Origin of the sequence: Enterobacter sp. SES19 (assembly GCF_011765665.1) — a bacterium.
Taxonomy (GTDB): domain Bacteria; phylum Pseudomonadota; class Gammaproteobacteria; order Enterobacterales; family Enterobacteriaceae; genus Enterobacter; species Enterobacter pseudoroggenkampii.
Map to the genome: position 1 here is coordinate 4,300,555 of NZ_CP050320.1, position 25,933 is coordinate 4,326,487.

Consider the following 25,933-nt stretch of genomic DNA (forward strand, 5'->3'; position numbering starts at 1 on the left):
GCGTTCCCCACTGACGTTTGTAACCCGTTATAGGTCGTTCACTGGCTTTTTGCTCGACATACTCAAAGCTACAGGCGCGATATTCTACGTGAAAACAGCGTAAACGGCAGGTCAAACAGAGTATCTTTGCAAATATTTTTTCACGTTGGTGTCAAGCGGTTGAGAGGCAGCAAAAAAATCTCCCTGACCACCCATTACACCGCGCTCTGTTAACATCTGCCATTCACCTCTGGAGCGCACGCCCGTGGCAAATACTTGTGTTCGCGTTCCCTTGCATGCTTCTACCAGACTCTGTACCAGCAGCTGGTTTTCCGTACGCTTCTCAATATTCCTTACCAGCCCCGGATGTAGCTTTAATAATTCTACATCCAGCTCCTTGATCCAGTTGGTACTGACCAGCGTTAAGCCTGCCTGCGTCACCGCCACACGCGCACCGAGCGCATTGATCAAACGAACCACCGGACGTAACCGGCTGATGTGTTGACCTACGTCGGCCTCAGCAAGTTCAAAAATAATGTGTTTGCGTTGCGATTTTTCGCATTGCATTAATGTATCACGCAGCCAGCGCTGAAAACGTGGGCGTATTAATGACTCAACGGTAACCTGTAATGCCAGACTTTCTTCAGGCCAAAAAGATAAAAACGGAATCAATCGGGTAATTTGCTGGCGGTCATACTCTTCGGACAGGCCAAATTGCAGGACCATCGGCAGATATTCCGCCGAGATAACCTCTTCCGTACCGTCAAAAATACGACACATCAGCTCGCGGTGATGAACGTTGCCGTTTTTCATGACCGCGGGTTTTTGATAAATACGTGGTCCACCGCGGCTAAGCATTTGCTCAATCAAAGTACGCCAGCGCACGTTGCCACGCCCTTTTTCCGGCAGCGAGTCGTCATAAACCGCCCATCCGTTCGCCCCCTGCAACACGGCGTTGCGGGTGGCCGCTTCCGCATGTTCCATCACCTGTTCTGTGGATTGTCCGCCACGCCAGGCGCAGATCCCCATGTGGACCATATCGTCCCTGTCGAGCATTTTGCTCTGCGGCAGCGCATCCACCGCCTTCAACAGCTGGCTGGCGATGCTTTCCGACTCTTTCAGCGTACGATGAGGCAACAATACGGCAAAGTCGCTGCGGTGATAGCGGGCCAGCAGCGCGCCCGGGTAGCGCATAATAAAGGTGGAGAGCAGGTTGATCAGCGTAAAGAGATTTTCTTCCGCAGCCCGCTGTCCCCAGGTATCGCGCAGGAGATCGAAATCGGGCAGGCGAATCATCATCACCACCCCGTGTGTCCCCACTTTTTCTGAATCGTCGAGCAGCGTCGCGAGTTGATTATCAAAGAAAAGACGGTTGTTAAGGCCAGTTTTATTATCCTGGGCGGCATAAGAGCGAATCAGCGTATCCATTCGGCTGCGCTGGTCGCTGGCAAACTGGATTTCCGAGAGCAGCGTATCCAGCGCGCTGCTGGCGCGTGACGGCCACTCATGGACCGAGCCACGCACCTGCGGACCGCGTTCACCGTTAAGGATCCGCACGGAGCGCATCTCCAGCAGCTCCTGGCCGGAGAGCTGTCGGCGCAGCCAGCGGACCGCGAGAAAGATCAGCAGGACGATAAACGCAACGGCGACAGTGAGCGGTGCGGTGGTCATCATTGAACGAAAATAGCTCGCCATCGGATCGAGGTAGACCATGTGTATGGTCATCCCCGGATTTTTCAGGGAATGCACCGTCACTTCCCGATACTGGCTCACCACGCCCGCGGGGCGGTAGCTTCCCGGCCGTTCGTGGCTTAAAACACGATGCTTTCCCTGCAGAATGTCGATCTGAACAATATCAACAGGTACCATCAACTCATCGAGCTCACGGGAGAGCGCCGGTAGCGGTGTCGTCAGCAGACGCGCATCAATCACCGATGCAACAGACTGTACCCGGTTAACCAGCTTGTCCTGAATGGCGGTGTAAAAGCTCAGGGAGCAGCCCATAAGCGTGACAAAAATTGTAAGCCCCGTCAGCAAGGTGATAAAAGCCGAGAACTTCGTCGTTAATCGCATCCTTGAGATTACTCCGTGGGTTGATGGGGTAGCGAGTAAGCGCTAACTTGCATTCCAAATGCGGCATACTACCAAATCGAGTGTATCTGGCAATTTATTGCGTTAAATCGGCATTGCGTTTCCCTGAGCGAGTATAGTCTTCAGAAATTATTTTCCAATCATCTGAGTCGAGAGGACCCCGTATGCAGGCTTTGATCTTAGAACAGCAGGACGGCAAAACGCTTGCCTCAGTGCAGGCGGTTGAAGAGAGTCGCCTGCCGGAAGGCGAAGTAACCGTCGACATCGACTGGTCCAGTTTAAATTATAAAGATGCGCTGGCGATTACCGGTAAGGGTAAAATCATCCGAAATTTCCCTATGGTGCCGGGGATTGATTTCGCGGGCCGGGTTCATACCAGCGAGGATCCGCGCTTCCACCCGGGCCAGCAGGTGCTGCTCACCGGCTGGGGCGTAGGTGAAAATCACTGGGGCGGGCTGGCAACGCAGGCGCGCGTGAAGGGCGACTGGCTGGTGCCAATGCCGAAAGGCATGGATGGCCGCAAGGCGATGATCGTCGGTACGGCAGGCTTTACCGCCATGCTGTGTGTGATGGCGCTGGAAGAGGCGGGCATCCGCCCTGAGTCGGGTGAAATTGTCGTCACCGGTGCCAGCGGCGGCGTGGGCAGCACTGCAGTCACGCTGCTGCACAAGCTGGGCTATCAGGTCGCGGCGGTGTCGGGCCGCGAAAGCACCCACGATTACCTGCGCCAGCTCGGGGCCAGCCGCATTCTCAGCCGTGACGAATTCGCCGAAACCCGTCCACTGGAAAAACAGGTCTGGGCAGGCGCGGTGGATACCGTCGGTGATAAAGTGCTGGCAAAAGTCCTGGCGCAGATGAACTACGGCGGCTGCGTGGCAGCCTGCGGACTGGCGGGCGGATTTGCCCTGCCCACCACCGTGATGCCATTTATTTTGCGTAACGTCCGCCTGCAGGGTGTGGATTCCGTGATGACCCCAGCGGCTCGCCGTACGCAGGCATGGGAACGTCTGGTACGCGATCTGCCGGAATCCTTCTACACCCGGAGCGCAACGGAGATTACGCTCAGCCAGGCACCGGACTATGCCAGTAAGATCATGGACAACCAGTTCCAAGGTCGTGCGCTGGTGAAAATCGCCTAATCTTCAAATTTTCGTGACATATTCGCGCGAATCCCTCTCCTCCGTCATGCTTAGGAAAACGCATGACGGAGGATGCCATGAAAAACCGAAAACTGACGGAAGCCGACGTAACGTCCGAGTCTGTCTTTATGTTACAGCGCCGCCAGATCCTGAAAATGCTTGGCATCAGCGCCACAGCCCTGACGCTCTCTCCGGCGGCACACGCCGACCTGCTCGACTGGTTTAAAGGCAACGATCGGCCGAAGGCCCCTTCCGGCGCCCCGCTCACCTTTACGAAACCCGCCCAATGGCAAAATAAACTGACGCTGACGCCAGAAGATAAAGTCACCGGCTACAACAACTTCTACGAATTTGGTCTCGACAAGGCCGATCCTGCCGCCAACGCCGGTAGCCTCAAAACCGATCCGTGGACGCTGAAGATTGATGGCGAAGTGGCGAAACCTCTGACGCTGGATCATCACGATCTGACCACCCGTTTCCCGCTCGAAGAGCGTATCTACCGCATGCGCTGCGTGGAGGCCTGGTCGATGGTGGTGCCGTGGGTCGGCTTCCCGCTGCATAAACTGCTGGCGATGGTTGAGCCCACCAGCAACGCAAAATATGTCGCTTTCCAGACGCGCTATGCGCCGGACGAGATGCCAGGACAAAAAGACCGGTTTATCGGCGGCGGGCTTGAGTATCCGTATGTGGAAGGGCTACGTCTCGATGAGGCGATGCACCCGCTTACCCTGCTGACCGTCGGCGTGTACGGCAAGGCGCTTCCGCCGCAGAACGGTGCCCCCATCCGTTTAACCGTACCGTGGAAATACGGTTTCAAAGGAATTAAGTCCATCGTCAGCATTAAGCTCACCCGCGAGCGTCCGCCCACCACCTGGAATCTGGCGGCTCCGAACGAATACGGTTTCTTCGCCAACGTGAACCCGCATGTGGATCACCCGCGCTGGTCGCAGGCAACCGAGCGGTTTATCGGTTCCGGCGGTGCGCTGGACGTGAAGCGTCAGCCCACGTTGCTGTTTAACGGCTATGCGGATGAAGTGGCCTCGCTGTACCGTGGCCTCAATTTACGGGAGAACTTCTGAGTGCGTTTAACGGCAAAACAGATTACCTGGCTGAAAGTGCTGCTGCACCTGGCCGGGTTACTTCCTTTTATATGGCTGTTCTGGGCCGCCAGCCAGGGTCTCTTTAGCGCAGACCCGGCCAAGGATATCCAGCATTTTACCGGTCGGATGGCTCTGAAATTTTTGCTGGCCACCTTGCTCGTCTCGCCGCTGGCGCGCTACGCTAAACAGCCACTATTGATACGCACCCGTCGGCTGTTAGGGCTATGGTGCTTTGCCTGGGCGACGCTGCACCTCACCAGCTATGCCCTGCTGGAACTGGGAATTAACAATCTGGCACTGCTTGGCCGCGAACTGGTGACACGCCCTTATCTGACGCTGGGTATTGTGAGCTGGGTGATTTTACTGGCGTTAGCGCTGACCTCCACGCAATATGCGCAGCGAAAACTGGGCAGGCGCTGGCAGCTGCTGCACAACTTCGTCTATCTTGTCGCGATCCTCGCCCCCATTCATTACCTGTGGTCGGTGAAGATCCTCTCCCCGCAGCCGGTCCTGTACGCACTGGCCGCCGTGGCGCTTTTAGCATGGCGTTACAAGAAGTTCCGCCAGTGGTTGCGATAGTTGGCGAAACTGTGCGTTTTCCCGCATATTCCCCGTCAACCGCAAATCTTTTTCGGATAGCGGTTGATAATCTTCCCTGATAAGACCAGTATTTAGCTGCTAAATGCTACGAAATCGTTATAATGTGCGACCTTGGTTCGCCTGACAGCGGTTTTAAGCCTCTGAAAAGGTGACATTTGCGTTTCGAAGGTATATTTTGTTTTTTACCCGAAAATCGCAGGAGATAGCGGCATAATGACTGATAAGTTCCATATCTTAGTTTTGAACGGACCGAACCTGAACATGCTCGGAACCCGTGAGCCAGAGAAGTACGGCACGCTGACATTGAGTGAAATTGTTAACCGTCTGGGAACGGAAGCAGCGTCACTGAATGTGGATTTGGATCATTTTCAGTCGAATGCGGAGTACGCAATCATCGACCGTATTCATCAGGCTAAAGACAATGTGGACTATATCCTGATCAATCCGGCCGCGTTTACGCACACCAGTGTTGCTATCCGCGACGCACTGCTCGCGGTGAGTATCCCGTTTATCGAGATCCACCTGAGTAACGTGCACGCCCGAGAGCCGTTCCGCCACCATTCGTATCTGTCAGATATCGCTGCTGGCGTTATCTGTGGACTGGGCGCAGACGGCTATTCATACGCTTTACAGACAGCGGTAAAACGCTTGTCACAATCACACTAAACAAGAGTACGGAACCCACTCATGGATATTCGTAAGATTAAAAAACTGATCGAGCTGGTTGAAGAATCAGGCATCTCCGAACTGGAAATTTCTGAAGGCGAAGAGTCTGTACGCATCAGCCGTGCAGCCCCAGCCGCTAGCTTCCCGGTAATGCAGCAGGCTTATGCTGCGCCAGTGCAGCAGCCTGCGCTCTCCGCAGCCGTTGCGCCAGCAGCTGAAGCCGCACCTGCCGCTGCAGCAGAAATCAGTGGTCACATCGTACGTTCCCCAATGGTTGGTACTTTCTACCGCACCCCGAGCCCGGACGCGAAGGCGTTCATCGAAGTGGGTCAGAAAGTCAACGTAGGCGATACCCTGTGCATCGTTGAAGCGATGAAAATGATGAACCAGATCGAAGCAGACAAATCAGGTACTGTGAAAGCGATTCTGGTCGAAAGTGGTCAGCCGGTTGAATTTGACGAGCCGCTGGTCGTCATCGAGTAACGAGGCGTACATGCTGGATAAAATTGTTATCGCCAACCGCGGCGAGATCGCACTGCGTATTCTTCGTGCCTGTAAAGAACTGGGCATCAAGACCGTCGCGGTGCACTCAAGCGCGGATCGCGATTTAAAACACGTATTGCTGGCGGATGAGACGGTCTGTATTGGCCCGGCTCCGTCCGTAAAAAGCTATCTGAACATCCCGGCTATCATCAGCGCCGCTGAAATCACCGGCGCGGTGGCAATTCATCCGGGTTACGGCTTCCTCTCTGAGAACGCCAACTTTGCTGAGCAGGTTGAACGCTCTGGCTTCATCTTCATCGGCCCGAAAGCCGACACCATCCGCCTGATGGGCGACAAAGTGTCTGCAATCACCGCGATGAAAAAAGCCGGTGTGCCAACCGTACCAGGCTCTGACGGCCCTCTGACCGACGACATGGATGCTAACCGTGCTCATGCTAAACGCATTGGCTACCCGGTTATCATCAAGGCGTCCGGCGGCGGCGGCGGTCGCGGTATGCGCGTTGTGCGCAGCGATGCTGACCTGGCGCAGTCCATCTCCATGACCAAAGCTGAAGCAAAAGCCGCTTTCAGCAATGACATGGTATACATGGAAAAATACCTGGAAAACCCACGCCACATCGAAATTCAGGTGCTGGCTGACGGTCAGGGTAACGCGATCTATCTGGCAGAACGTGACTGCTCCATGCAGCGTCGTCACCAGAAAGTGGTCGAAGAGGCGCCAGCACCGGGTATTACCCCGGAACTGCGTCGCTACATCGGCGAGCGTTGCGCCAAAGCGTGTGTCGATATCGGCTATCGCGGGGCGGGTACCTTTGAGTTCCTGTTCGAAAACGGCGAGTTCTATTTCATCGAAATGAACACCCGTATTCAGGTTGAACACCCGGTTACCGAAATGATCACCGGCGTTGACCTGATCAAAGAACAGCTGCGTATCGCAGCCGGTCAGCCGCTGTCCATCAAGCAGGAAGAAGTTGTGGTGAAAGGCCATGCGATCGAGTGTCGTATCAACGCCGAAGACCCGAACACCTTCCTGCCAAGCCCAGGTAAAATCACGCGTTTCCACGCGCCGGGTGGCTTTGGCGTGCGTTGGGAGTCTCATATTTACGCCGGTTACACCGTACCGCCGTACTATGACTCAATGATCGGTAAACTCATCTGCTACGGCGAAAACCGTGACGTGGCGATTGCCCGCATGAAGAACGCCCTGCAGGAGCTGATCATCGACGGTATCAAAACCAACGTTGATCTGCAGATGCGCATTATGAGCGACGAGCACTTCCAGAATGGTGGAACCAACATCCACTATCTCGAGAAGAAACTCGGTCTTAACGAGAAGTAAGACTGCGCGCACACGAAAAGGCCGGATTATCCGGCCTTTTTTATTTCTGGGGCCTGGAAAGCCTCATCATGTACAATCCCCGCTTTCTTCATCCACAAGGGACAAAAAATGGACAAACGTTTTGTTCAGGCCCATAAAGAAGCGCGCTGGGCGCTGTGGCTGACCCTTCTCTATCTCGCCGCATGGTTAGTAACTGCTTACTTACCGAATTCAGCGTCCGGCATAACCGGCCTGCCGCACTGGTTTGAAATGGCGTGTCTGCTGGTACCGTTGATTTTTATTTTGCTCAGCTGGCTGATGGTGCGCTTTATCTTCCGCGATTTCCCGCTGGAGGACAGTGATGCAAACTGAAATCATCACCGTACTGGTTGTCTATTTGATCGTGGTATTTGGCCTCTCTTTCTATGCCATGCGCAAACGCAGTACCGGATCGTTCCTGAGCGAATATTTCCTCGGCAGCCGTTCCATGGGCGGGTTTGTGCTGGCGATGACGCTGACCGCCACCTACGTGAGCGCCAGTTCGTTCATTGGCGGGCCGGGAGCCGCATACAAATACGGCCTGGGCTGGGTATTGCTGGCCATGATTCAGGTGCCCACGATTTGGCTGTCACTGGGTATTCTGGGCAAAAAATTTGCCATACTCGCTCGCCGCTATAACGCCATTACGCTGAACGACATGCTGCAGGCGCGTTATCAGAGCCGCGCGGTGGTCTGGATTGCCAGTATCAGCCTGATTGTCGCCTTCGTCGGCGCCATTGCCGTTCAGTTTATTGGCGGCGCGCGCCTGCTGGAAACGGCAGCGGGTATTAAGTACGAGACCGGGCTGCTCATCTTCGGAATCACGATTGCGCTGTACACCGCGTTTGGCGGTTTCCGCGCCAGCGTGCTGAACGACACCATGCAGGGCATGGTTATGCTGATAGGTACTCTTGTGCTGCTGGTTGGCGTCATCTACGCGGCCGGCGGGTTACACAATGCGGTGCAAACGCTGGAACAGATCGATCCTAAGCTGGTCAGCCCTCATGGTGCTGACGATATCCTGACGCCCGCGTTTATGACCTCCTTCTGGGTGCTGGTTTGCTTTGGGGTTATCGGTCTGCCGCACACCGCCGTGCGCTGTATCTCCTATAAAGACAGCAAAGCCGTTCACCGCGGGATTGTGATTGGTACCGTCGTTGTCGCCCTTCTGATGTTGGGCATGCATCTGGCGGGCGCGCTGGGTCGAGCTGTATTACCTCACCTGACCGTGCCGGATCAGGTGATCCCAACGCTGATGGTGCAGGTTCTGCCGCCGTGGGCCGCAGGTTTATTCCTTGCTGCACCGATGGCGGCCATCATGTCGAACGTTAACGCGCACCTGCTTCAGGCTTCCGCCACCATTATCAAAGATCTGTGGCTTAGCGCGCGTCCGGCTAAAATGCATAATGAGCAGAAGCTGAAACGCATCTCAACCTGGACCACGCTGGTGCTCGGTATTCTGATGATGCTCGCCGCATGGCGTCCGCCGGAGATGATCATCTGGCTGAACCTGCTGGCATTTGGTGGGCTGGAAGCGGTATTCCTGTGGCCGCTGGTGTTAGGGCTCTACTGGGAACGCGCAAACGCGGCGGGCGCGCTGAGCGGCATGATCGTCGGCGGTGTGCTGTATGCCGTCCTCGCAACGTTTAAGATTCAGTACCTGGGCTTCCATCCGATTGTGCCTTCGTTACTGCTAAGTTTACTGGCGTTTGTGGTGGGGAACCGTTTCGGTCAGCCTGTCCCACAACCCGCTATGATTTCTACTGATAAATAAAGAGTTTTGCCATGCCGTGGATCCAACTAAAACTGAACACAACCGGCGCTAACGCCGAGGAACTGAGCGATGCGCTGATGGAGGCCGGCTCGGTCTCTATCACCTTCCAGGACACGCATGACACGCCGGTCTTTGAGCCGCTGCCGGGCGAAACCCGCCTGTGGGGCGATACCGACGTTATTGGCCTGTTTGATGCCGAAACCGATATGAAAGAGGTGGTCGCGATTCTGGAAAACCATCCTCTGCTGGGCGCGGGATTTGTGCACAAAATCGAACAGCTGGAAGATAAAGACTGGGAACGCGAGTGGATGGATAACTTCCACCCGATGCAGTTCGGCAAACGTCTGTGGATCTGCCCAAGCTGGCGCGACGTCCCGGACGAGAATGCGGTCAACGTGATGCTCGACCCGGGCCTTGCATTTGGTACCGGCACTCACCCAACCACATCCCTGTGCCTGCAGTGGCTGGATGGTCTCGATCTGGACGGTAAGACGGTGATCGACTTCGGCTGTGGATCCGGGATCCTCGCGATTGCCGCCCTGAAACTGGGCGCAGCTAAAGCCATCGGGATCGATATCGATCCGCAGGCGATTCAGGCCAGCCGCGATAATGCCGAGCGTAACGGCGTGTCCGATCGTCTGGAGCTGTATCTGCCGGATGCGCAGCCAGACGCCATGAAAGCCGATGTGGTGGTCGCAAACATTCTGGCGGGCCCACTGCGCGAGCTGGCCCCGTTAATCAGCGTGCTGCCCGTTGAGGGCGGTCTGCTGGGGCTTTCCGGTATTCTGGCGAGCCAGGCCGACAGCGTGTGTGAAGCCTACGCCGATCTTTTCACCCTCGACCCGGTGGTTGAGAAAGAAGAGTGGTGCCGCATCACCGGCCGTAAAAAATAAGCATTTGGCGTGGTCATCTGACCACGCCTTTCACCCTCTGATTATTCTCTCTCCCTCTGCCATTCTCCGGTAAAATAACCACACAAATCATGTTGATTTGTATTATAAAAATTCACCGGAAGAATATGATGAAACACATTACAGGCAAGGCAGCGCTGCTGGCGCTGAGCATGGTTTCGGCTTCAGCATTCGCATCACACTGGAGCTACGAAGGGGAAGGTTCGCCGGAACACTGGGGCGAGCTGGACGAGGCATACAAGACCTGTCAAAGCGGGATGAACCAGTCTCCGATTAATATTGATTCGACCGCTAACGCCCATCTCCCTCCGCTTAAAACACACTACATTGATGGCCCTGTCGGGCTGACAAACAATGGCCATACCATTCAGGCCAGCGAAAAAGCAGATACCCGCAACACGATAACCCTGGACAAGCAAACCTGGACGCTACAGCAGTTCCACTTCCATGCGCCGAGCGAAAACACCGTGCACGGCAAAAAGTACGCGATGGAGATGCATCTGGTACATAAAAACAGCGCGGGTGAGCTGGCAGTGGTGGCCGTCATGTTTGATAAAGGTGCTGCGAATCCCGAGCTGGAAAAGCTGTGGAGTATGATGCCTCAGCAGGCTGAACAGAATGTATCTATTGAGAAGGATCTCAACCTGAACAAACTGCTGCCAAAGGTGAAAACTTACTGGCGCTTTAGCGGCTCTTTGACCACACCACCGTGTTCTGAAGGGGTTACCTGGATCGTGCTCAAACAGCCGTTAACCCTCTCAGCAGAACAGCTTGAGAAATTTACTCATACCATGCATCACGATAATAACCGTCCGGTACAGTCGCTGCACGGGCGCGTTGTGGTCGAATAAGACGCATTTTTCGCATGACGATCATGTTCTAAAATGCGACGCAGATCGCAAAGAAGTGGGGAAATCTGCTGCTAAAAACAGCAGATTATCCCGCTTCATCGAAGCATTTATTCAGAAATGATGAGAAGTTACGGGAAATTGTAAGCGACTATAAAATAACCATTCTCGTATAACATAATGATTTAAATAATGAATAATTTTGAACGGAAAGATTGAGCGGCGATTCCTTGATCTACAACAGTGGATTGTTCAAAGTTTGGCCTTTCATCTCGTGCAAAAAATGCGTAATATACGCCGCCTTGCAGTCACAGTATGGTCATTTCTTAACTCATGCGCATCGGACACCACCAGCTTAGAAATCGCCTGATCGCAGCCCCTATGGCAGGTATTACAGACCGGCCGTTCAGGACGCTGTGCTATGAGATGGGAGCCGGTTTAACCGTATCCGAGATGATGTCGTCTAACCCGCAGGTTTGGGAAAGCGATAAATCCCGCCTTCGGATGGTGCACGTTGATGAACCAGGTATTCGCACCGTGCAAATTGCCGGAAGCGTGCCTGAAGAGATGGCAGATGCCGCGCGGATTAACGTGGAAAGTGGTGCCCAGATTATTGATATCAATATGGGGTGCCCGGCCAAAAAGGTGAATCGCAAGCTTGCAGGTTCAGCCCTTCTGCAATACCCCGACCAGGTGAAAGCTATCCTGACGGCGGTTGTCAGCGCAGTGGACGTTCCTGTTACGTTGAAGATTCGCACGGGTTGGTCGCCGGAACACCGTAACTGTGTAGAGATTGCCCAACTGGCCGAAGACTGTGGCATTCAGGCCCTGACCATTCATGGACGCACTCGCGCCTGTTTGTTCAACGGTGAAGCTGAATACGACAGCATTCGGGCAGTTAAGCAGAAAGTTTCCATTCCGATTATCGCGAATGGCGACATAACTGACCCGCTTAAAGCCAGAGCTGTACTCGACTATACGGGAGCTGATGCTCTGATGATAGGACGTGCCGCTCAGGGAAGACCCTGGATCTTCCGGGAAATCCAGCATTATCTGGACACTGGGGAGCTGCTTGCCCCGCTGCCTCTGGCAGAGGTTAAGCGCTTGCTTTGTTCGCATGTTCGGGAACTGCATGACCACTACGGTCAGGCAAAAGGGTACCGAATTGCGCGTAAACACGTCTCCTGGTATCTCCAGGAGCACGCTCCAGATGACCAGTTTCGGCGCACATTCAACGCCATAGAGGATGCCAGCGTACAGCTGGAGGCGTTGGAGGCATACTTCGAAAATCTTGCGTAATGAAATAAAGAGCTGACAGAACTATGTTCGAACAACGCGTAAATTCTGACGTACTGACCGTTTCTACCGTTAACTCTCAGGACCAGGTAACTCAAAAGCCCCTGCGTGACTCGGTTAAACAGGCACTGAAGAACTATTTTGCTCAACTGAACGGTCAGGATGTTAATGACCTGTATGAGCTGGTACTGGCTGAAGTTGAACAGCCACTGTTGGACATGGTGATGCAATACACCCGCGGTAACCAAACCCGCGCTGCGCTGATGATGGGTATCAACCGTGGTACTCTGCGTAAGAAACTGAAAAAATACGGCATGAACTGATACTAATCAGTTAAATGCTTGTTTAAAAAGGCGCTCTTCGGCATGGGGAAGCGCCTTTTTTATTACCTGTACCTCTCCGTCAACGCAGTGTAAACCTTCGCTTCTCCCGCTTTTAAACCACGGTTTTTCGTGTATATTTTTCCCCATCCTACAGGCGCTCTTCTCGCGGAATGACACAATGATTCGTAAATACTGGTGGCTGATTGTCTTTGCAATCTCCGTTCTCATTTTCGATGCACTCCTGATGCAGTGGATTGAACTGATGAGTACCGAAACCGATAAGTGTCGCAATATGAACTCCGTCAATCCGCTGAAACTCGTGAACTGCTCCGAGCTCGACTAACCGCCCGATTGCGCAAATCACACCATTATTACCCACTAAAAACGGGGATTTAAATCCCTTTGAGCCATTACCTGACGGTGATAATGTCTCGCCCTTCTCAACCGCTCTAGCGTAACCCCACACTCGAGTAGAACCGTCCATGCTGGTCAGCCAATACAACCATATCCTTGTCGTCCTCTCCTTTGTTGTTGCCATCCTTGCGGCGTATACCGCGCTGAACATGGCTGCACGCGTCGCCGGGAGTGAGGGCGTCGCTGCCCGCGTCTGGCTGGCTGGCGGCGGTATTGCAATGGGTATTGGCGTGTGGGCCATGCACTTTATCGGCATGCTGGCGATGGACCTCTCCATGAGCATGAGCTACAACGCCACCCTGACGGTGTTATCCATGGTCATCGCCGTGGGTTCATCGCTGTTTGCGCTATGGCTCGTGAGCTGCGAGCAATTACGCCTGCGCCGACTGCTGCCCGGCGCGCTGGTGATGGGGAGCGGTATTGTTGCTATGCATTACACCGGCATGGCGGCGCTGGAAGTGATGCCGGGGATTATCTGGGACAAGGTCTGGGTGGCCATTTCGGTCGCGATTGCGCTTGCCGCTTCTCTCGCGGCGCTATGGCTGACCTTCCGCCTGCGTCGCGAAGCCGCGCAGGTCGTGCTGATGCGCATGGGGGCCGCCATCACGATGGGGATTGCCATTGCCGGTATGCACTATGCCGGGATGAAAGCAGCGCAGTTTCCCATGTCCACAATGGTTCATCATGAGGGGATTAACGGGAGCTGGCTGGCGGTGCTGGTCAGCGTTGTCGCCCTCTCTATTCTTGGGATTACCCTGCTGGTGTCGATGCTGGATGCCCGCCTTCAGGCACGTACGGCCCTTCTGGCCTCGTCGCTGGCAGAAGCTAACCGGGAACTCGCTCAACTGGCGCTGCACGATACCCTGACGCGTCTGCCCAATCGTATCCTGCTGGAAGACAGACTCGATCAGGCCATCAGCAAAGCCGATCGTGAAGGGAATCACTTTGCCCTGATGTTCATGGATCTCGACGGCTTTAAAGCCATCAATGACGCCTACGGCCATGATGTTGGTGACAGGCTGCTGGTCGCCGTTACGCAGCGTCTGCTGCTTCTCCTGAAAGGCCAGTTCACCCTTGCACGTATCGGCGGTGATGAGTTTGTTCTGCTGGCAGAGGGAGAAGGTCCGGACGACGCGGCATCGCTGGCAAATTCGCTGGTCCGCGCGATCGATAGCCCGTTCAATCTCGGCCCCTATGAACTGGTGGTGACTCTCAGCATTGGTATCGCACTGTACCCTCACGACGGCAAAACTGAGCGTGAACTGATGTTTAACGCCGACGCGGCGATGTATCACACGAAGCATATGGGCCGTAACGGCTACCACTTTTTCCAGCCCTCCATGAACACCCTAGCGCAGACCCATCTCCAGTTAATGAACGATCTGTGGATGGCGATCGATCGCAATGAGCTGCGCCTGCTGTATCAGCCAAAATTTCACGCCCCCGCGGGTCCTGTCCTCGGATTCGAGGCGTTATTGCGCTGGCAGCATCCTAAGCAGGGGTTACTGACGCCGGAGCTTTTTCTGCCGCTGGCGGAAAAAACGGGGCTGATCATCCCCATTGGCAACTGGGTGATTAATGAAGCCTGTCGCCAGCTGCGGGAATGGCATCTTCAGGGTCATCAAAGCTGGTCAATGGCGGTAAACCTGTCGACACTGCAGTTTGAACAACCTTCGCTGGTGAAAACGGTTCTCGACTGCCTGGCTCTTCACCATGTGCCACCGGAAATGTTGATCCTCGAAGTGACGGAAACCACCGCGATGAGCAACCCGGATGAGAGCGTACGGGTGCTGACAGAGCTAACGGATGCGGGCGTGAAGGCCTCCATTGATGATTTTGGCACCGGATATTCGAGCCTGCTGTATCTCAAGCGGTTACCGGCCTGTGAATTGAAAATCGACAGGGCGTTTGTGAAAGAGCTCAGCGGCGAAAGCGAGGATGCCACTATTGTCTCAGCGATTGTCGCCCTTGCCAAAACGCTTGACCTGAAAGTCGTGGCAGAAGGTGTAGAAACCGAAGCACAGCAAGCCTTTTTAACCGAGCTGGGCTGTAACACCCTTCAGGGTTATCTGTTAGGTAAACCCACCAGCGCGCAGACCATAGAAGCACTTTGTGCCCGAGGAGAAATGTTACCTGGCGCTGAGCTGTAAGCATCCTCATCAGGCGACACGCGAATGACAGGGAGTGTCGCCAGTATGCTATCAACCAGAGCGGGAGCCTGCTGATAAAGATTAAAACTGTCGTTATTCATTAACCAGTTTTTAATTATTCCGCTAAAAAAACCGTGGAATACAATCAAGGTGAGATCAACATTCACCTTTGGCGAAATGATATTCTGCGAAATACAGGTCTCCAGCGTGGCGCGTAGCGTGTCATCATTGAATCCAATGCGGTTTCTGATTTCACGCTCTGAAATCATATCACTGCTAAATTCACACTTATGATACAGAATTTGTAAAAGCGCACATTGCCGGGGTTCACGGGCAATATACTGCAGCGCAGTAATAAATTGCTCACGAAGTTTTAACAATGGGTCGTCGCTATCGGAAAGGGAAAGTCTGTCACGAATAATGTCGCGAAGCGGTAATTGCTGTTCCCAGATGGCATTAAATATTTCTGATTTGCTGGTGAAGTGCCAGTAGATCGCGCCGCGCGTCACCTTTGCAGCATCAGCGATATCCGTCAGCGTCGTACTGGCTACGCCACGCGTCGCAAACTGTCCTATAGCCGCCTCAATCAGCTGCTGCCGGGTTTGTTGAGCCTCTTCTTTCTTTTTACGCGCCATAGGCAACTACTCGTTACTCACAAGGTTTAAAGGTAATATTGCGTTCATGCAAATGTAAGTATTCACTAAAATCCGTTTTAATTTTGCACAAAAAAAGTCACCTCTCTTAATTTATAATTAATACAAATACATCGAGTCAATTAAATTGACGGGATGAATAACCAAACAACATAAACCCCATTTACATGATTAACATGCCTGAAGTATATCCCGGAATGGACCAGGTCTGATTCTGATTTTCTCCAGAAGCATGGTCATTCGCACTTATAAATTAAAAAACATTAAATACCCTCATTATTATACGCAGCTACATTTTATTTTTTATCCCTCTGCCCCAGCTACCGGTTCGCGGCATATATCGGTTAATGGGTATTTAAAGGAACAGTAATGACGAATCATTTCAGACGCTTGCCCTTATCCGGTTTCATTGTCTGCGCGGTACTGCTCACTGGATGCGATGGTCAGGAAAATCAACAACAACACCTGCAGGCGCCTCAGGTCAGCGTGCACATTGTGAAAAGCGCACCTCTGGCTGTCACCACTGAACTCCCGGGCAGAACAGATGCATTTCGCGTTGCGGAGGTTCGTCCTCAGGTTAGCGGCATTATCCTTCGCCGCAACTTCGCGGAAGGTAGCGATGTAAAAGCGGGTGAGTCACTTTACCAGATTGATCCTGCGACCTATCAGTCAGCCTATGACAGCGCGAAAGGCGAACTGGCGAAGGCTCAGGCGGCGGCCAATATTGCGCACCTGACGGTAAAACGCTATCTCCCGCTGGTAGGCACCCAATATGTCAGTAAGCAGGAGTATGACCAGGCCGTGGCGACGGCTCAGCAGGCAGATGCCAGCGTGGTTGCCGCGAAAGCCGGCGTTGAAAGCGCACGTATCAACCTTGCCTACACCAAAGTGACCTCTCCTGTTGATGGTCGTATCGGGAAATCCAGCGTGACCGAAGGGGCACTTGTGACGAACGGACAGGCCGCAGCGCTGGCAACGGTCCAGCAGCTCGATCCGATTTATGTCGATGTTACCCAGTCCAGTAATGATTTTATGCGCCTGAAACAGACGAGCCTGCAAAAAGGCGATACCGCCAGCAGCGTTGAGCTACTGATGGAGAACGGGCAGCCCTACCCGCTGAAAGGCACCCTGCAGTTCTCTGACGTCACGGTCGATGAAAGTACCGGCTCGATTACCCTGCGCGCCATTTTCCCGAACCCTCAGCATATGCTGTTACCCGGCATGTTTGTTCGCGCCCGCATCGATGAAGGCACTCAGCCGGATGCGATTCTGGTTCCACAGCAAGGCGTGACCCGTACACCGCGAGGCGATGCAACCGTCCTGGTGGTGAACGATAAAAACCAGGTTGAACCACGTACCGTCGTCGCCCCTCAGGCAATTGGCGATCGCTGGCTGGTAACGGAAGGGCTGAAAAACGGTGATCGCGTGATTGTCAGCGGGCTACAGAAAGTCAGACCGGGGGTAACCGTCGTCGCCACGCCGGATACCACCACGACTCCAGCCGGTTAAGGGACGACGACATGGCTAATTTCTTTATTCAGAGACCGGTTTTCGCCTGGGTACTTGCCATCATTTTGATGATTGCAGGCGGGCTGGCCATTCTCAAACTTCCGGTCGCACAGTATCCGACCATCGCCCCTCCCGCCGTGGCGATTTCCGCGACCTACCCGGGAGCGGACGCTCAAACGGTGCAGGATACCGTGACCCAGGTTATCGAACAGAACATGAACGGTATCGATAACCTGATGTATATGTCCTCCACCAGCGATTCAGCGGGTAACGTCACCATCACCCTGACCTTCGAGTCAGGCACCAACCCGGACATCGCTCAGGTGCAGGTGCAGAACAAGCTGCAGCTCGCCATGCCGCTGCTGCCGCAAGAGGTTCAGCAGCAAGGGATTGGCGTGGAGAAATCCAGCAGCAGCTTCCTGCTGGTCGCCGGTTTTGTTTCTGACAACAAAAACCTGACGCAGGATGACATCTCTGACTATGTCGCCTCAAATGTCAAAGATGCCATCAGCCGAACGTCTGGCGTCGGTGACGTTCAGCTGTTTGGCGCTCAGTATGCGATGCGCATCTGGCTCGACAGCAACGCGATGAACAAATACCAGCTGACGCCGCTGGATATTATCAACCAGCTGAAAACCCAGAACGATCAGATAGCGGCAGGCCAGCTGGGCGGAACGCCGTCCATTCCCGGGCAACAGCTGAATGCCTCGATCATCGCGCAAACCCGCCTGAAATCGCCGGAGGAGTTTGGCCGCGTGACGCTCAAGGTGAACCAGGACGGCTCGATGGTTCATCTGAAGGACGTGGCTCGTATTGAGCTGGGCGGCGAAAACTACAACATGGTCACTAAAATCAACGGGCAGGCGGCAACCGGTCTGGGGATTAAGCTGGCAACCGGGGCAAATGCGCTGGACACTGCGGCAGCCATCAAAAGCAAGCTGGCGCAGCTGCAGCAGTTCTTCCCACAGGGGCTGAAAGTTGTCTATCCCTATGACACCACGCCTTTTGTGAAAATCTCCATTCACGAAGTGGTGAAGACCCTGTTTGAAGCGATCGTTCTCGTCTTCCTGGTCATGTACCTGTTCCTGCAAAACCTGCGGGCGACGCTCATCCCGACTATCGCGGTGCCGGTCGTTCTGCTGGGTACCTTTGCGGTTCTGGCGGCATTTGGTTTCTCCATCAATACCCTGACGATGTTCGGCATGGTGCTGGCGATAGGTCTGCTGGTCGATGACGCTATCGTGGTCGTTGAGAACGTCGAACGCGTCATGGTCGAGGACAAGCTGCCGCCGAAAGAGGCCACGCAGAAGTCGATGGAGCAGATCCAGGGCGCACTGGTCGGGATCGCCATGGTGCTCTCGGCGGTCTTTATTCCGATGGCCTTTTTTGGCGGCTCGACGGGGGCGATCTATCGCCAGTTCTCGCTGACTATCGTTTCCGCTATGGCGTTGTCCGTACTGGTTGCGCTCATCCTGACGCCCGCACTCTGCGCAACGTTGCTTAAGCCCGTATCCGGCGACCATCATGAGAAAAAAGGGGGCTTCTTCGGCTGGTTTAACGCGCTCTTTGATAAAAGCGTTGAGCACTACAGCAACAGCGTGAGCGGTATTTTGCGTAAGACAGGGCGCTATCTGGTGGTGTACGTCATTATTGTCGGTGGGATGGCGGTACTCTTCCTGCGCCTACCCACCTCCTTCCTGCCCGAAGAGGATCAGGGGGTGTTTATGACGATGGTTCAACTCCCGGCAGGTGCAACCCAGACGCGTACTCAGCAGGTCCTCGACCAGGTTCAGGACTACTACCTGAACAAAGAGAAGGCGAACGTTGAATCCGTCTTTACCGTAAACGGCTTTAGCTTTAGCGGCCAGGGTCAGAACTCCGGTATTGCATTCGTCAGCCTGAAGCCCTGGGAGGAGCGCCCGGGGTCGGAAAATGGTGTCGAAGCCATTGTGGGCCGCGCGACGAAAGCCTTCAGTCAGATTAAAGATGGCCTTGTTTTCCCGTTTAACCTGCCTGCAATTATTGAGCTGGGTACCGCCACGGGCTTCGACTTTGAATTGATCGATCAGGCTAACCTGGGGCATACCCAACTGACGCAGGCGCGTAACCAACTGCTCAGCATGGTGAAAGAGCACCCTGATCTGCTGGTTCGCGTGCGCCCTAACGGTCTTGAAGATACGCCTCAGTTCAAACTGGATGTCGATCAGGAGAAAGCGCAGGCGCTGGGCGTCAGTCTTTCTGACGTCAACCAGACGATTTCGACGGCATTAGGTGGCACCTATGTGAACGACTTTATCGATCATGGGCGCGTGAAAAAGGTCTACGTACAGGCCGACGCCAAATTCCGTATGTTGCCAGGCGATATTAACAACCTCTACGTGCGCAGCGCGAATGGGGAAATGGTCCCGTTCTCTGCCTTTAGCAATGCTCATTGGGTCTATGGTTCACCTCGCCTGGAGCGCTATAACGGGATGCCCTCTATGGAGATCCTCGGTGAATCAGCCCCGGGTAAAAGTACCGGTGAGGCCATGGTTATGATGGAAAGTCTCGCGGCAAAACTGCCTTCCGGCATCGGCTATGACTGGACCGGAATGTCCTATCAGGAGCGGCTCTCGGGTAACCAGGCGCCTGCACTGTACGCCATTTCGCTGATCGTGGTGTTCCTGTGTCTGGCAGCGCTGTATGAAAGCTGGTCCATTCCGTTCTCCGTTATGCTGGTTGTACCGCTGGGGGTCATTGGGGCGCTTCTCGCAGCATCGCTGCGCGGGTTAAACAATGACGTTTATTTCCAGGTCGGCCTGCTGACGACGATTGGTTTATCGGCGAAAAACGCCATCCTGATCGTCGAATTTGCTAAAGACCTGATGGATAAAGAAGGCAAAGGCATTATTGAAGCCACGCTGGAAGCTTCCAGGATGCGCCTTCGACCGATCCTGATGACGTCTCTGGCCTTTATCCTTGGCGTCATGCCGCTTGTGATCAGCTCCGGTGCCGGGAGCGGCGCGCAAAACGCCGTCGGTACGGGCGTTATGGGGGGAATGCTTTCCGCAACGCTTCTGGCGATTTTCTTCGTGCCCGTCTTCTTTGTGGTTGTTCGACGACGGTTTACTCACCATAAGGAGTAATATTCCCCCTAAAAGGCACCTTTGGTGCCTTTTTTATTTTTAACATAAACAATGAATTACGCTTTACATAAAGGCAGTGTTAAAAATATGATGATTTGCATTAAGTAAAAACAGTCTCTTGCAGCTCCATAATGTCTCCATTAATTCCTCCTGAAACCGATTTTTCTCCACGATTTTTACAAACTACATAATTTGAGATTATTCCTCGTGTAACGAGGACTTACCCCGGTGGTAAAATAACCTCCAGTTCGTTAATAGCCCTCCTGGCTTTATAGCGGATGAGAAATAATACTGAGGTAACATCATGAAAAGATTCATTTCCGTTGCACTTCTCGCTGCGCTGCTGGCTGGTTGCGCGCACGACTCTCCATGTGTACCGGTTTACGATGACCAGGGCCGACTGGTTCATACCAATACCTGTATGAAAGGCACCACCCAGGATAACTGGGAAACTGCGGGTGCTATCGCTGGCGGTGCTGCCGCAGTAGCGGGTTTGACGCTGGGTATTGTTGCCCTGACGAAGTAACATCTGTTAAGAAAGCGCGGCTCTGGCCGCGCTTTTGCTTTTAATGAGTGCAGTATTTTCAAATAAGTAAAAAAATAGCCCCGTATTTATTCACGTAATTAAACTAAGCCTGAAGTCAGTCACAGCTTTTTCGCATACTCATTCAAATTACTTATTCTATCGTGATGATTTTCACACATTAATATTATTGAATACCCTGCCAATATTCACTCTGGAAACTATCTCCCCTTTTTCCTGACCCGACGCATAACTTTTGCTCCGATTTGTGGCACAGGTTGTAATTTCGCACCATTTCAGGGCGCTCGTTTTATTTAAGCCTGTCTACACTCAGCATTAAGCGTTCGCTCGTCTCTTATTTTGTCGAACGCAAAACTGGCATTACGTTTGCTTTATAAACGTTGGCCAAAGCCACAGACAGGTTAAGCGTTTAAAAACGCCTCTATAACGATAAATTTCGCCACACAGGATGCATTATGAAAAAGACGATGATAGCCAGCCTGGCCGCTGCAGGCATGTTGTTTGCCGTAGCCGGTCAAGCCCATGCGGGAACGACACTGGATGCCGTTAAAAAGAAAGGTTTTGTTCAATGCGGTATCAGTGACGGTTTGCCTGGCTTCTCTTATGCCGATGCGAACGGCAAATTTACCGGTATCGATGTGGACGTCTGCCGTGGCGTTGCTGCCGCCGTTTTTGGTGATGACAGCAAAGTAAAATACACCCCGCTGACGGCGAAAGAACGCTTTACGGCGCTGCAGTCCGGCGAGGTCGACATGCTCTCCCGTAATACCACCTGGACGTCCTCCCGCGACGCAGGGATGGGTATGTCATTCACGGGCGTGACCTATTATGACGGCATCGGCTTCCTGACCCACAATAAAGCAGGCCTGAAAAGCGCCAAAGAGCTGGATGGCGCCACCGTTTGTATTCAGGCGGGCACCGATACCGAGCTGAACGTCGCGGATTATTTCAAAGCAAACAACATGAAATACACCCCAGTGACATTCGACCGCTCGGATGAGTCGGCCAAAGCGCTGGAGTCCGGCCGTTGCGACACGCTGGCCTCTGACCAGTCACAGCTGTATGCCTTACGTATTAAGCTGAGCAACCCGGCAGAATGGATTGTTCTGCCTGAAGTGATCTCCAAAGAACCTCTCGGACCGGTCGTACGTCGTGGCGATGAAGACTGGTTCTCCATTGTTCGCTGGACGCTGTTCGCCATGCTGAACGCAGAAGAGATGGGCATCAACTCGAAAAACGTTGATGAGAAAGCCGCTAAGCCATCCAACCCGGATATGGCACACCTGCTCGGTACAGAAGGTGATTTCGGCAAGGATCTGAAGCTGGATAACAAGTGGGCCTACAACATCATCAAACAGGTGGGCAACTACTCTGAGATCTTTGAGCGCAACGTGGGATCGGAAAGCCCGCTGAAGATCAAACGCGGCCAGAACAATCTCTGGAACAACGGCGGTATTCAGTACGCGCCACCGGTACGTTAAGTCATAGCTGTAACGGGCACTGCTCAGGCAGTGCCCTCTCCAGAGTCATGGTTACTGAGGTTTCTTTATGTCCCATCGCCGCTCAGCCGTAAAAGGATCGCTATCCTTTTCTCATCCCGCGGTCCGCGCCTGGCTATTCCAGATTATTGCTATTGTTGCGGTTGTTCTCATCGCCGTGTATCTCATCCATAACACCATTACCAACCTGAATAATCGTGGCATTACCTCCGGTTTCGCGTTTTTAGATCGCAGCGCGGGGTTTGGCATTGTTCAGCACCTTATTGATTACCAGGAAGGTGACACGTATGGACGCGTGTTCGTGGTCGGTTTACTGAATACGCTGTTGGTATCGGCGCTTTGTATCGTCTTCGCGTCGATACTGGGCTTCTTTATTGGTCTGGCACGTCTTTCTGAAAACTGGCTGCTGCGGAAACTGTCGACTGTTTATATCGAGACGTTCCGCAATATCCCCCCGCTCCTGCAGATCTTCTTCTGGTATTTCGCCGTACTGCGTAACCTTCCCGGTCCCCGTCAGGCCGTCGACGCGTTTGAGCTGTTTTTCCTGAGTAACCGTGGGTTGTCCATTCCTTCTCCTCAGACGGGTGAAGGGCTGTACGCTTTCATTGGCGCGATTGTGATGGCGCTTGCTCTTTCAGTTGGCGTATTTCGTTTTAATCGCAAGCACCAGATCAAAACCGGTCAGCTTCGTAGAACCTGGCCAACGGCAGTCGTCCTGATCGTTAGTCTCCCGCTATTGGCACACTGGCTGTTTGGGGCTGCGCTGCACTGGGACATTCCCCATCTGCGTGGCTTTAACTTTCAGGGTGGGATGGTATTAATTCCCGAGCTGGCAGCGCTGACATTGGCGCTGTCGATTTATACGTCCGCGTTTATCGCAGAGATTATCCGTGCCGGGATCCAGGCCGTACCTTACGGACAGCACGAGGCGGCACGCTCACTGGGATTACCCCATACCGTGACGCTTCGCCAGGTCATCATTCCGCAGGCTTTACGGGTCATCATCCCGCCCCTGACCAGTCAGTATCTCAATATTGTCAAAAACTCGTCGCTGGCCGCTGCCATTGGTTACCCGGATATGGTGTCACTCTTCGCCGGAACCGTGCTTAACCAGACCGGACAAGCCATTGAAACCATCGCCATCACGATGTCTGTCTATCTGATCATCAGCCTGGTGATTTCACTGCTGATGAACCTTTATAACCGTCGTATAGCACTGGTCGAGCGCTAAGGATCTATGATGACAAAAGCGATACTGTCGCACTCCTCGCGCCCTGCCAACTCGACAGGTGGACGCTTCATTCTCTGGGCGCGTAAGAATCTGTTCTCCAGCTGGAGTAACAGCCTGCTGACGATTGTCTGCCTGTGGCTCATGTGGGAATTGATTCCTCCCCTGCTGAACTGGGCGTTTTTACAGGCCAACTGGGTCGGTTCAACCCGGGCAGACTGCACAAAAGCCGGTGCCTGCTGGGTGTTTATCCACGAGCGATTCGGTCAGTTCATGTATGGGTTGTATCCGCATGAACAGCGCTGGCGGATTAATCTGGCGCTGGTTATCGGCCTGCTCTCTGTCGCAGCCATGTTCTGGAAAAAGCTGCCTCATCGCGGACGCTATATTGCCGTCTGGGCAGTGGTTTATCCGATTATTGTCTGGGTACTGTTGTATGGCGGTTTTCTGGGGCTGGAACGCGTAGAAACACGCCAGTGGGGCGGTCTGACGCTGACGTTGATTATTGCGTCAGTGGGGATAGCCGGTGCTCTGCCGTGGGGGATTTTACTGGCCCTGGGACGGCGTTCAAAAATGCCGATCGTACGCGTGCTCTCCGTTATCTTCATTGAGTTCTGGCGCGGCGTACCGCTTATCACCGTTCTGTTTATGTCGTCGGTCATGCTGCCGCTGTTTATGGCAGAAGGGACCACCATCGACAAGCTGATCCGTGCCCTGGTGGGGGTGATTCTCTTCCAGTCCGCCTATGTCGCTGAAGTTGTACGCGGAGGTCTGCAGGCGCTGCCTAAAGGCCAGTACGAAGCGGCGGAATCACTGGCTCTCGGCTACTGGAAAACGCAGGGGCTGGTCATTCTTCCACAAGCACTCAAGCTGGTCATCCCGGGTCTGGTCAACACGATCATTGCCCTCTTCAAGGATACCAGCCTGGTGATCATCATTGGATTGTTCGATCTCTTTAGCAGCGTGCAGCAGGCAACCGTTGACCCTGTCTGGCTGGGTATGTCCACCGAAGGATATGTCTTTGCAGCTCTGATCTACTGGATCTTTTGTTTTAGCATGTCGCGCTACAGCCAGCATCTGGAAAAGCGCTTTAACACCGGGCGTACACCGCACTGAGGAAATTATGAGCCAAATAACTATGACACCCGCCGACGCGATGATTACGCTGGAAAACGTGAATAAATGGTACGGACAGTTTCATGTCCTGAAGGACATTAATCTTAAGGTCAAGCAGGGAGAGCGCATTGTCCTGTGCGGCCCTTCCGGATCCGGGAAATCCACAACCATTCGCTGCATTAACCATCTTGAAGAGCATCAGCAAGGACGCATCGTGGTTGACGGTATCGAGCTGAATGAAGATATCCGCAATATTGAACGCGTGCGTCAGGAAGTGGGAATGGTCTTTCAGCACTTTAATCTGTTTCCGCACCTGACCGTTCTGCAGAACTGTACGCTTGCACCGATTTGGGTACGAAAGATGCCGAAAAAGGAAGCGGAGGCATTAGCCATGCACTACCTGGAGCGCGTACGTATCGCAGAGCATGCGAATAAGTTCCCTGGCCAGATATCGGGTGGCCAACAGCAGCGTGTGGCTATTGCCCGTTCTCTGTGTATGAAACCGAAAATTATGCTGTTTGATGAGCCGACATCTGCCCTCGATCCTGAAATGGTGAAAGAGGTTCTGGACACCATGATTGGGCTGGCACAATCCGGCATGACCATGCTGTGTGTGACGCATGAGATGGGTTTTGCGCGAACCGTGGCCGACCGTGTGATCTTTATGGACCGCGGGGAGATTGTTGAGCAGGCACCGCCGGACGAGTTCTTTGCCCATCCGAAGTCAGAACGTACGCGAGCATTCCTGTCGCAGGTGATTCATTAGTCGTTTGCTCTGCCGGGTGGCGGCTTAGCCTACCCGGCCTACCGTTTTTTCGGCGCATAAACGCAAAAAGGCCATCCTTTCGGATGGCCTTCTCACTTATTTGATGTCTGGCAGTTCCCTACTCTCACATGGGGAGACCCCACACTACCATCGGCGCTACGGCGTTTCACTTCTGAGTTCGGCAGTGCTGATACCCAGAGTCGAACTGGGGACCTCACCCTTACCAAGGGTGCGCTCTACCAACTGAGCCATATCAGCACGCTAAATTTGATGCCTGGCAGTTCCCTACTCTCACATGGGGAGACCCCACACTACCATCGGCGCTACGGCGTTTCACTTCT

The 25,933-nt window shown here is 53.7% G+C and carries 23 protein-coding genes, 1 tRNA gene and 1 rRNA gene (1 of these 25 cut by a window edge); 21 read left to right on the forward strand and 4 right to left on the reverse strand.

Features of this window, described 5'->3' with window-relative positions; all coding sequences use genetic code 11:
• Positions 1-111: 111 nt before the first annotated feature.
• Complete coding sequence (gene csrD / locus GXP72_RS20515; RefSeq protein ID WP_090418905.1) at positions 112-2,052, reverse strand: RNase E specificity factor CsrD; 1,941 nt, start codon at positions 2,050-2,052, stop codon at positions 112-114.
• Between the two features lie 182 nt (positions 2,053-2,234).
• Here csrD and GXP72_RS20520 point away from each other — a divergent pair, with 182 nt between their 5' ends.
• The 14 genes from GXP72_RS20520 (at position 2,235) to GXP72_RS20585 (ending at position 15,152) form a co-directional block, all read left to right on the forward strand.
• Complete coding sequence (locus GXP72_RS20520) at positions 2,235-3,209, forward strand: MDR family oxidoreductase (protein WP_049123414.1); 975 nt, start codon at positions 2,235-2,237, stop codon at positions 3,207-3,209.
• A 77-nt stretch (positions 3,210-3,286) separates the two neighbouring features.
• The gene (gene msrP / locus GXP72_RS20525; protein WP_023333641.1) at positions 3,287-4,288 is read left to right on the forward strand and encodes a protein-methionine-sulfoxide reductase catalytic subunit MsrP; all 1,002 of its coding nucleotides are present in this window, start codon (positions 3,287-3,289) and stop codon (positions 4,286-4,288) included.
• Positions 4,289-4,888: a protein-methionine-sulfoxide reductase heme-binding subunit MsrQ gene (gene msrQ, locus GXP72_RS20530; protein ID WP_024906321.1), complete on the forward strand. Its 600-nt coding sequence runs from the start codon at positions 4,289-4,291 to the stop codon at positions 4,886-4,888.
• A 234-nt stretch (positions 4,889-5,122) separates the two neighbouring features.
• The gene (gene aroQ / locus GXP72_RS20535; RefSeq protein ID WP_024906320.1) at positions 5,123-5,575 is read left to right on the forward strand and encodes a type II 3-dehydroquinate dehydratase; all 453 of its coding nucleotides are present in this window, start codon (positions 5,123-5,125) and stop codon (positions 5,573-5,575) included.
• A gap of 21 nt (positions 5,576-5,596) precedes the next feature.
• The gene (accB, locus tag GXP72_RS20540; protein WP_010436174.1) at positions 5,597-6,058 is read left to right on the forward strand and encodes an acetyl-CoA carboxylase biotin carboxyl carrier protein; all 462 of its coding nucleotides are present in this window, start codon (positions 5,597-5,599) and stop codon (positions 6,056-6,058) included.
• A 10-nt stretch (positions 6,059-6,068) separates the two neighbouring features.
• Positions 6,069-7,418, forward strand: coding sequence for an acetyl-CoA carboxylase biotin carboxylase subunit (accC, locus tag GXP72_RS20545; RefSeq protein ID WP_024906319.1), 1,350 nt, complete (start codon positions 6,069-6,071; stop codon positions 7,416-7,418).
• Between the two features lie 108 nt (positions 7,419-7,526).
• A complete protein-coding gene (locus GXP72_RS20550) occupies positions 7,527-7,769 on the forward strand; it encodes a YhdT family protein (protein WP_032650447.1) in 243 nt (80 codons plus the stop codon).
• Positions 7,759-9,210 (forward strand): sodium/pantothenate symporter, encoded by a 1,452-nt coding sequence (panF, locus tag GXP72_RS20555; RefSeq protein WP_032650448.1) that lies wholly within the window; start codon positions 7,759-7,761, stop codon positions 9,208-9,210. The genes GXP72_RS20550 and panF overlap by 11 nt, the downstream gene beginning before the upstream one ends.
• Positions 9,211-9,221: 11 nt before the next feature.
• Positions 9,222-10,103 carry a 50S ribosomal protein L11 methyltransferase gene (prmA, locus tag GXP72_RS20560; RefSeq protein WP_024906316.1) on the forward strand — a complete coding sequence of 294 codons (882 nt, stop codon included), beginning with the start codon at positions 9,222-9,224 and terminating at the stop codon, positions 10,101-10,103.
• A 128-nt stretch (positions 10,104-10,231) separates the two neighbouring features.
• Positions 10,232-10,972 (forward strand): carbonic anhydrase family protein, encoded by a 741-nt coding sequence (locus GXP72_RS20565; protein ID WP_090418911.1) that lies wholly within the window; start codon positions 10,232-10,234, stop codon positions 10,970-10,972.
• A gap of 330 nt (positions 10,973-11,302) precedes the next feature.
• Positions 11,303-12,268 (forward strand): tRNA dihydrouridine synthase DusB, encoded by a 966-nt coding sequence (gene dusB / locus GXP72_RS20570; RefSeq protein ID WP_023309409.1) that lies wholly within the window; start codon positions 11,303-11,305, stop codon positions 12,266-12,268.
• A gap of 23 nt (positions 12,269-12,291) precedes the next feature.
• Positions 12,292-12,588, forward strand: a complete 297-nt coding sequence (gene fis, locus GXP72_RS20575; protein ID WP_000462905.1) for a DNA-binding transcriptional regulator Fis — start codon at positions 12,292-12,294, stop codon at positions 12,586-12,588.
• A 178-nt stretch (positions 12,589-12,766) separates the two neighbouring features.
• Complete coding sequence (locus GXP72_RS20580; protein WP_024906314.1) at positions 12,767-12,931, forward strand: DUF2556 family protein; 165 nt, start codon at positions 12,767-12,769, stop codon at positions 12,929-12,931.
• Positions 12,932-13,070: 139 nt separating this feature from the next.
• Positions 13,071-15,152 (forward strand): bifunctional diguanylate cyclase/phosphodiesterase, encoded by a 2,082-nt coding sequence (locus tag GXP72_RS20585; protein WP_208763304.1) that lies wholly within the window; start codon positions 13,071-13,073, stop codon positions 15,150-15,152.
• Here the strand turns inward: GXP72_RS20585 and envR are convergent.
• Entirely contained in the window at positions 15,068-15,787 is a 720-nt protein-coding gene (gene envR / locus GXP72_RS20590) for an acrEF/envCD operon transcriptional regulator (RefSeq protein ID WP_024906312.1), read from the reverse strand. The two genes, GXP72_RS20585 and envR, sit on opposite strands and share 85 nt — an antisense overlap.
• 387 nt (positions 15,788-16,174) lie before the next feature.
• Between envR and GXP72_RS20595 the strand changes: the two genes are divergently transcribed.
• The 7 genes from GXP72_RS20595 to GXP72_RS20625 all read left to right on the forward strand — a co-directional run bounded on the left by GXP72_RS20595 (position 16,175) and on the right by GXP72_RS20625 (position 25,592).
• The gene (locus tag GXP72_RS20595; protein ID WP_208763305.1) at positions 16,175-17,314 is read left to right on the forward strand and encodes an efflux RND transporter periplasmic adaptor subunit; all 1,140 of its coding nucleotides are present in this window, start codon (positions 16,175-16,177) and stop codon (positions 17,312-17,314) included.
• An 11-nt stretch (positions 17,315-17,325) separates the two neighbouring features.
• A complete protein-coding gene (locus tag GXP72_RS20600; protein ID WP_032650453.1) occupies positions 17,326-20,439 on the forward strand; it encodes an efflux RND transporter permease subunit in 3,114 nt (1,037 codons plus the stop codon).
• Positions 20,440-20,743: 304 nt separating this feature from the next.
• Positions 20,744-20,965 (forward strand): lipoprotein, encoded by a 222-nt coding sequence (locus tag GXP72_RS20605; RefSeq protein ID WP_008502867.1) that lies wholly within the window; start codon positions 20,744-20,746, stop codon positions 20,963-20,965.
• A gap of 473 nt (positions 20,966-21,438) precedes the next feature.
• Positions 21,439-22,464 (forward strand): amino acid ABC transporter substrate-binding protein, encoded by a 1,026-nt coding sequence (locus GXP72_RS20610; protein ID WP_024906309.1) that lies wholly within the window; start codon positions 21,439-21,441, stop codon positions 22,462-22,464.
• A 67-nt stretch (positions 22,465-22,531) separates the two neighbouring features.
• Positions 22,532-23,713, forward strand: a complete 1,182-nt coding sequence (locus tag GXP72_RS20615; protein WP_090418923.1) for an amino acid ABC transporter permease — start codon at positions 22,532-22,534, stop codon at positions 23,711-23,713.
• 9 nt (positions 23,714-23,722) lie between these two features.
• Positions 23,723-24,826: an amino acid ABC transporter permease gene (locus GXP72_RS20620; protein ID WP_032650459.1), complete on the forward strand. Its 1,104-nt coding sequence runs from the start codon at positions 23,723-23,725 to the stop codon at positions 24,824-24,826.
• A 7-nt stretch (positions 24,827-24,833) separates the two neighbouring features.
• Entirely contained in the window at positions 24,834-25,592 is a 759-nt protein-coding gene (locus tag GXP72_RS20625; protein WP_014171880.1) for an amino acid ABC transporter ATP-binding protein, read from the forward strand.
• Between the two features lie 185 nt (positions 25,593-25,777).
• Here GXP72_RS20625 and GXP72_RS20630 read toward each other — a convergent pair.
• Positions 25,778-25,850 (reverse strand) — tRNA-Thr (locus GXP72_RS20630).
• Positions 25,851-25,864: 14 nt separating this feature from the next.
• Positions 25,865-25,933, reverse strand: a 5S ribosomal RNA gene (rrf, locus tag GXP72_RS20635); it runs 178 nt beyond the window's last position.

Bases quoted from the DNA above. Each gene is read 5' to 3' on its own strand.
- GXP72_RS20580 (WP_024906314.1), top strand. From the start codon at position 12,767: ATGATTCGTAAATACTGGTGGCTGATTGTCTTTGCAATCTCCGTTCTC.
- GXP72_RS20565 (WP_090418911.1), top strand. From the start codon at position 10,232: ATGAAACACATTACAGGCAAGGCAGCGCTGCTGGCGCTGAGCATGGTT.
- accC (WP_024906319.1), top strand. From the start codon at position 6,069: ATGCTGGATAAAATTGTTATCGCCAACCGCGGCGAGATCGCACTGCGT.
- GXP72_RS20595 (WP_208763305.1), top strand. From the start codon at position 16,175: ATGACGAATCATTTCAGACGCTTGCCCTTATCCGGTTTCATTGTCTGC.
- GXP72_RS20615 (WP_090418923.1), top strand. From the start codon at position 22,532: ATGTCCCATCGCCGCTCAGCCGTAAAAGGATCGCTATCCTTTTCTCAT.
- GXP72_RS20605 (WP_008502867.1), top strand. From the start codon at position 20,744: ATGAAAAGATTCATTTCCGTTGCACTTCTCGCTGCGCTGCTGGCTGGT.
- GXP72_RS20625 (WP_014171880.1), top strand. From the start codon at position 24,834: ATGAGCCAAATAACTATGACACCCGCCGACGCGATGATTACGCTGGAA.
- GXP72_RS20550 (WP_032650447.1), top strand. From the start codon at position 7,527: ATGGACAAACGTTTTGTTCAGGCCCATAAAGAAGCGCGCTGGGCGCTG.
- dusB (WP_023309409.1), top strand. From the start codon at position 11,303: ATGCGCATCGGACACCACCAGCTTAGAAATCGCCTGATCGCAGCCCCT.
- accB (WP_010436174.1), top strand. From the start codon at position 5,597: ATGGATATTCGTAAGATTAAAAAACTGATCGAGCTGGTTGAAGAATCA.
- GXP72_RS20620 (WP_032650459.1), top strand. From the start codon at position 23,723: ATGACAAAAGCGATACTGTCGCACTCCTCGCGCCCTGCCAACTCGACA.
- GXP72_RS20600 (WP_032650453.1), top strand. From the start codon at position 17,326: ATGGCTAATTTCTTTATTCAGAGACCGGTTTTCGCCTGGGTACTTGCC.
- envR (WP_024906312.1), bottom strand. From the start codon at position 15,787: ATGGCGCGTAAAAAGAAAGAAGAGGCTCAACAAACCCGGCAGCAGCTG.
- csrD (WP_090418905.1), bottom strand. From the start codon at position 2,052: ATGCGATTAACGACGAAGTTCTCGGCTTTTATCACCTTGCTGACGGGG.
- GXP72_RS20585 (WP_208763304.1), top strand. From the start codon at position 13,071: ATGCTGGTCAGCCAATACAACCATATCCTTGTCGTCCTCTCCTTTGTT.
- panF (WP_032650448.1), top strand. From the start codon at position 7,759: ATGCAAACTGAAATCATCACCGTACTGGTTGTCTATTTGATCGTGGTA.
- GXP72_RS20610 (WP_024906309.1), top strand. From the start codon at position 21,439: ATGAAAAAGACGATGATAGCCAGCCTGGCCGCTGCAGGCATGTTGTTT.
- aroQ (WP_024906320.1), top strand. From the start codon at position 5,123: ATGACTGATAAGTTCCATATCTTAGTTTTGAACGGACCGAACCTGAAC.
- fis (WP_000462905.1), top strand. From the start codon at position 12,292: ATGTTCGAACAACGCGTAAATTCTGACGTACTGACCGTTTCTACCGTT.
- msrP (WP_023333641.1), top strand. From the start codon at position 3,287: ATGAAAAACCGAAAACTGACGGAAGCCGACGTAACGTCCGAGTCTGTC.
- GXP72_RS20520 (WP_049123414.1), top strand. From the start codon at position 2,235: ATGCAGGCTTTGATCTTAGAACAGCAGGACGGCAAAACGCTTGCCTCA.
- prmA (WP_024906316.1), top strand. From the start codon at position 9,222: ATGCCGTGGATCCAACTAAAACTGAACACAACCGGCGCTAACGCCGAG.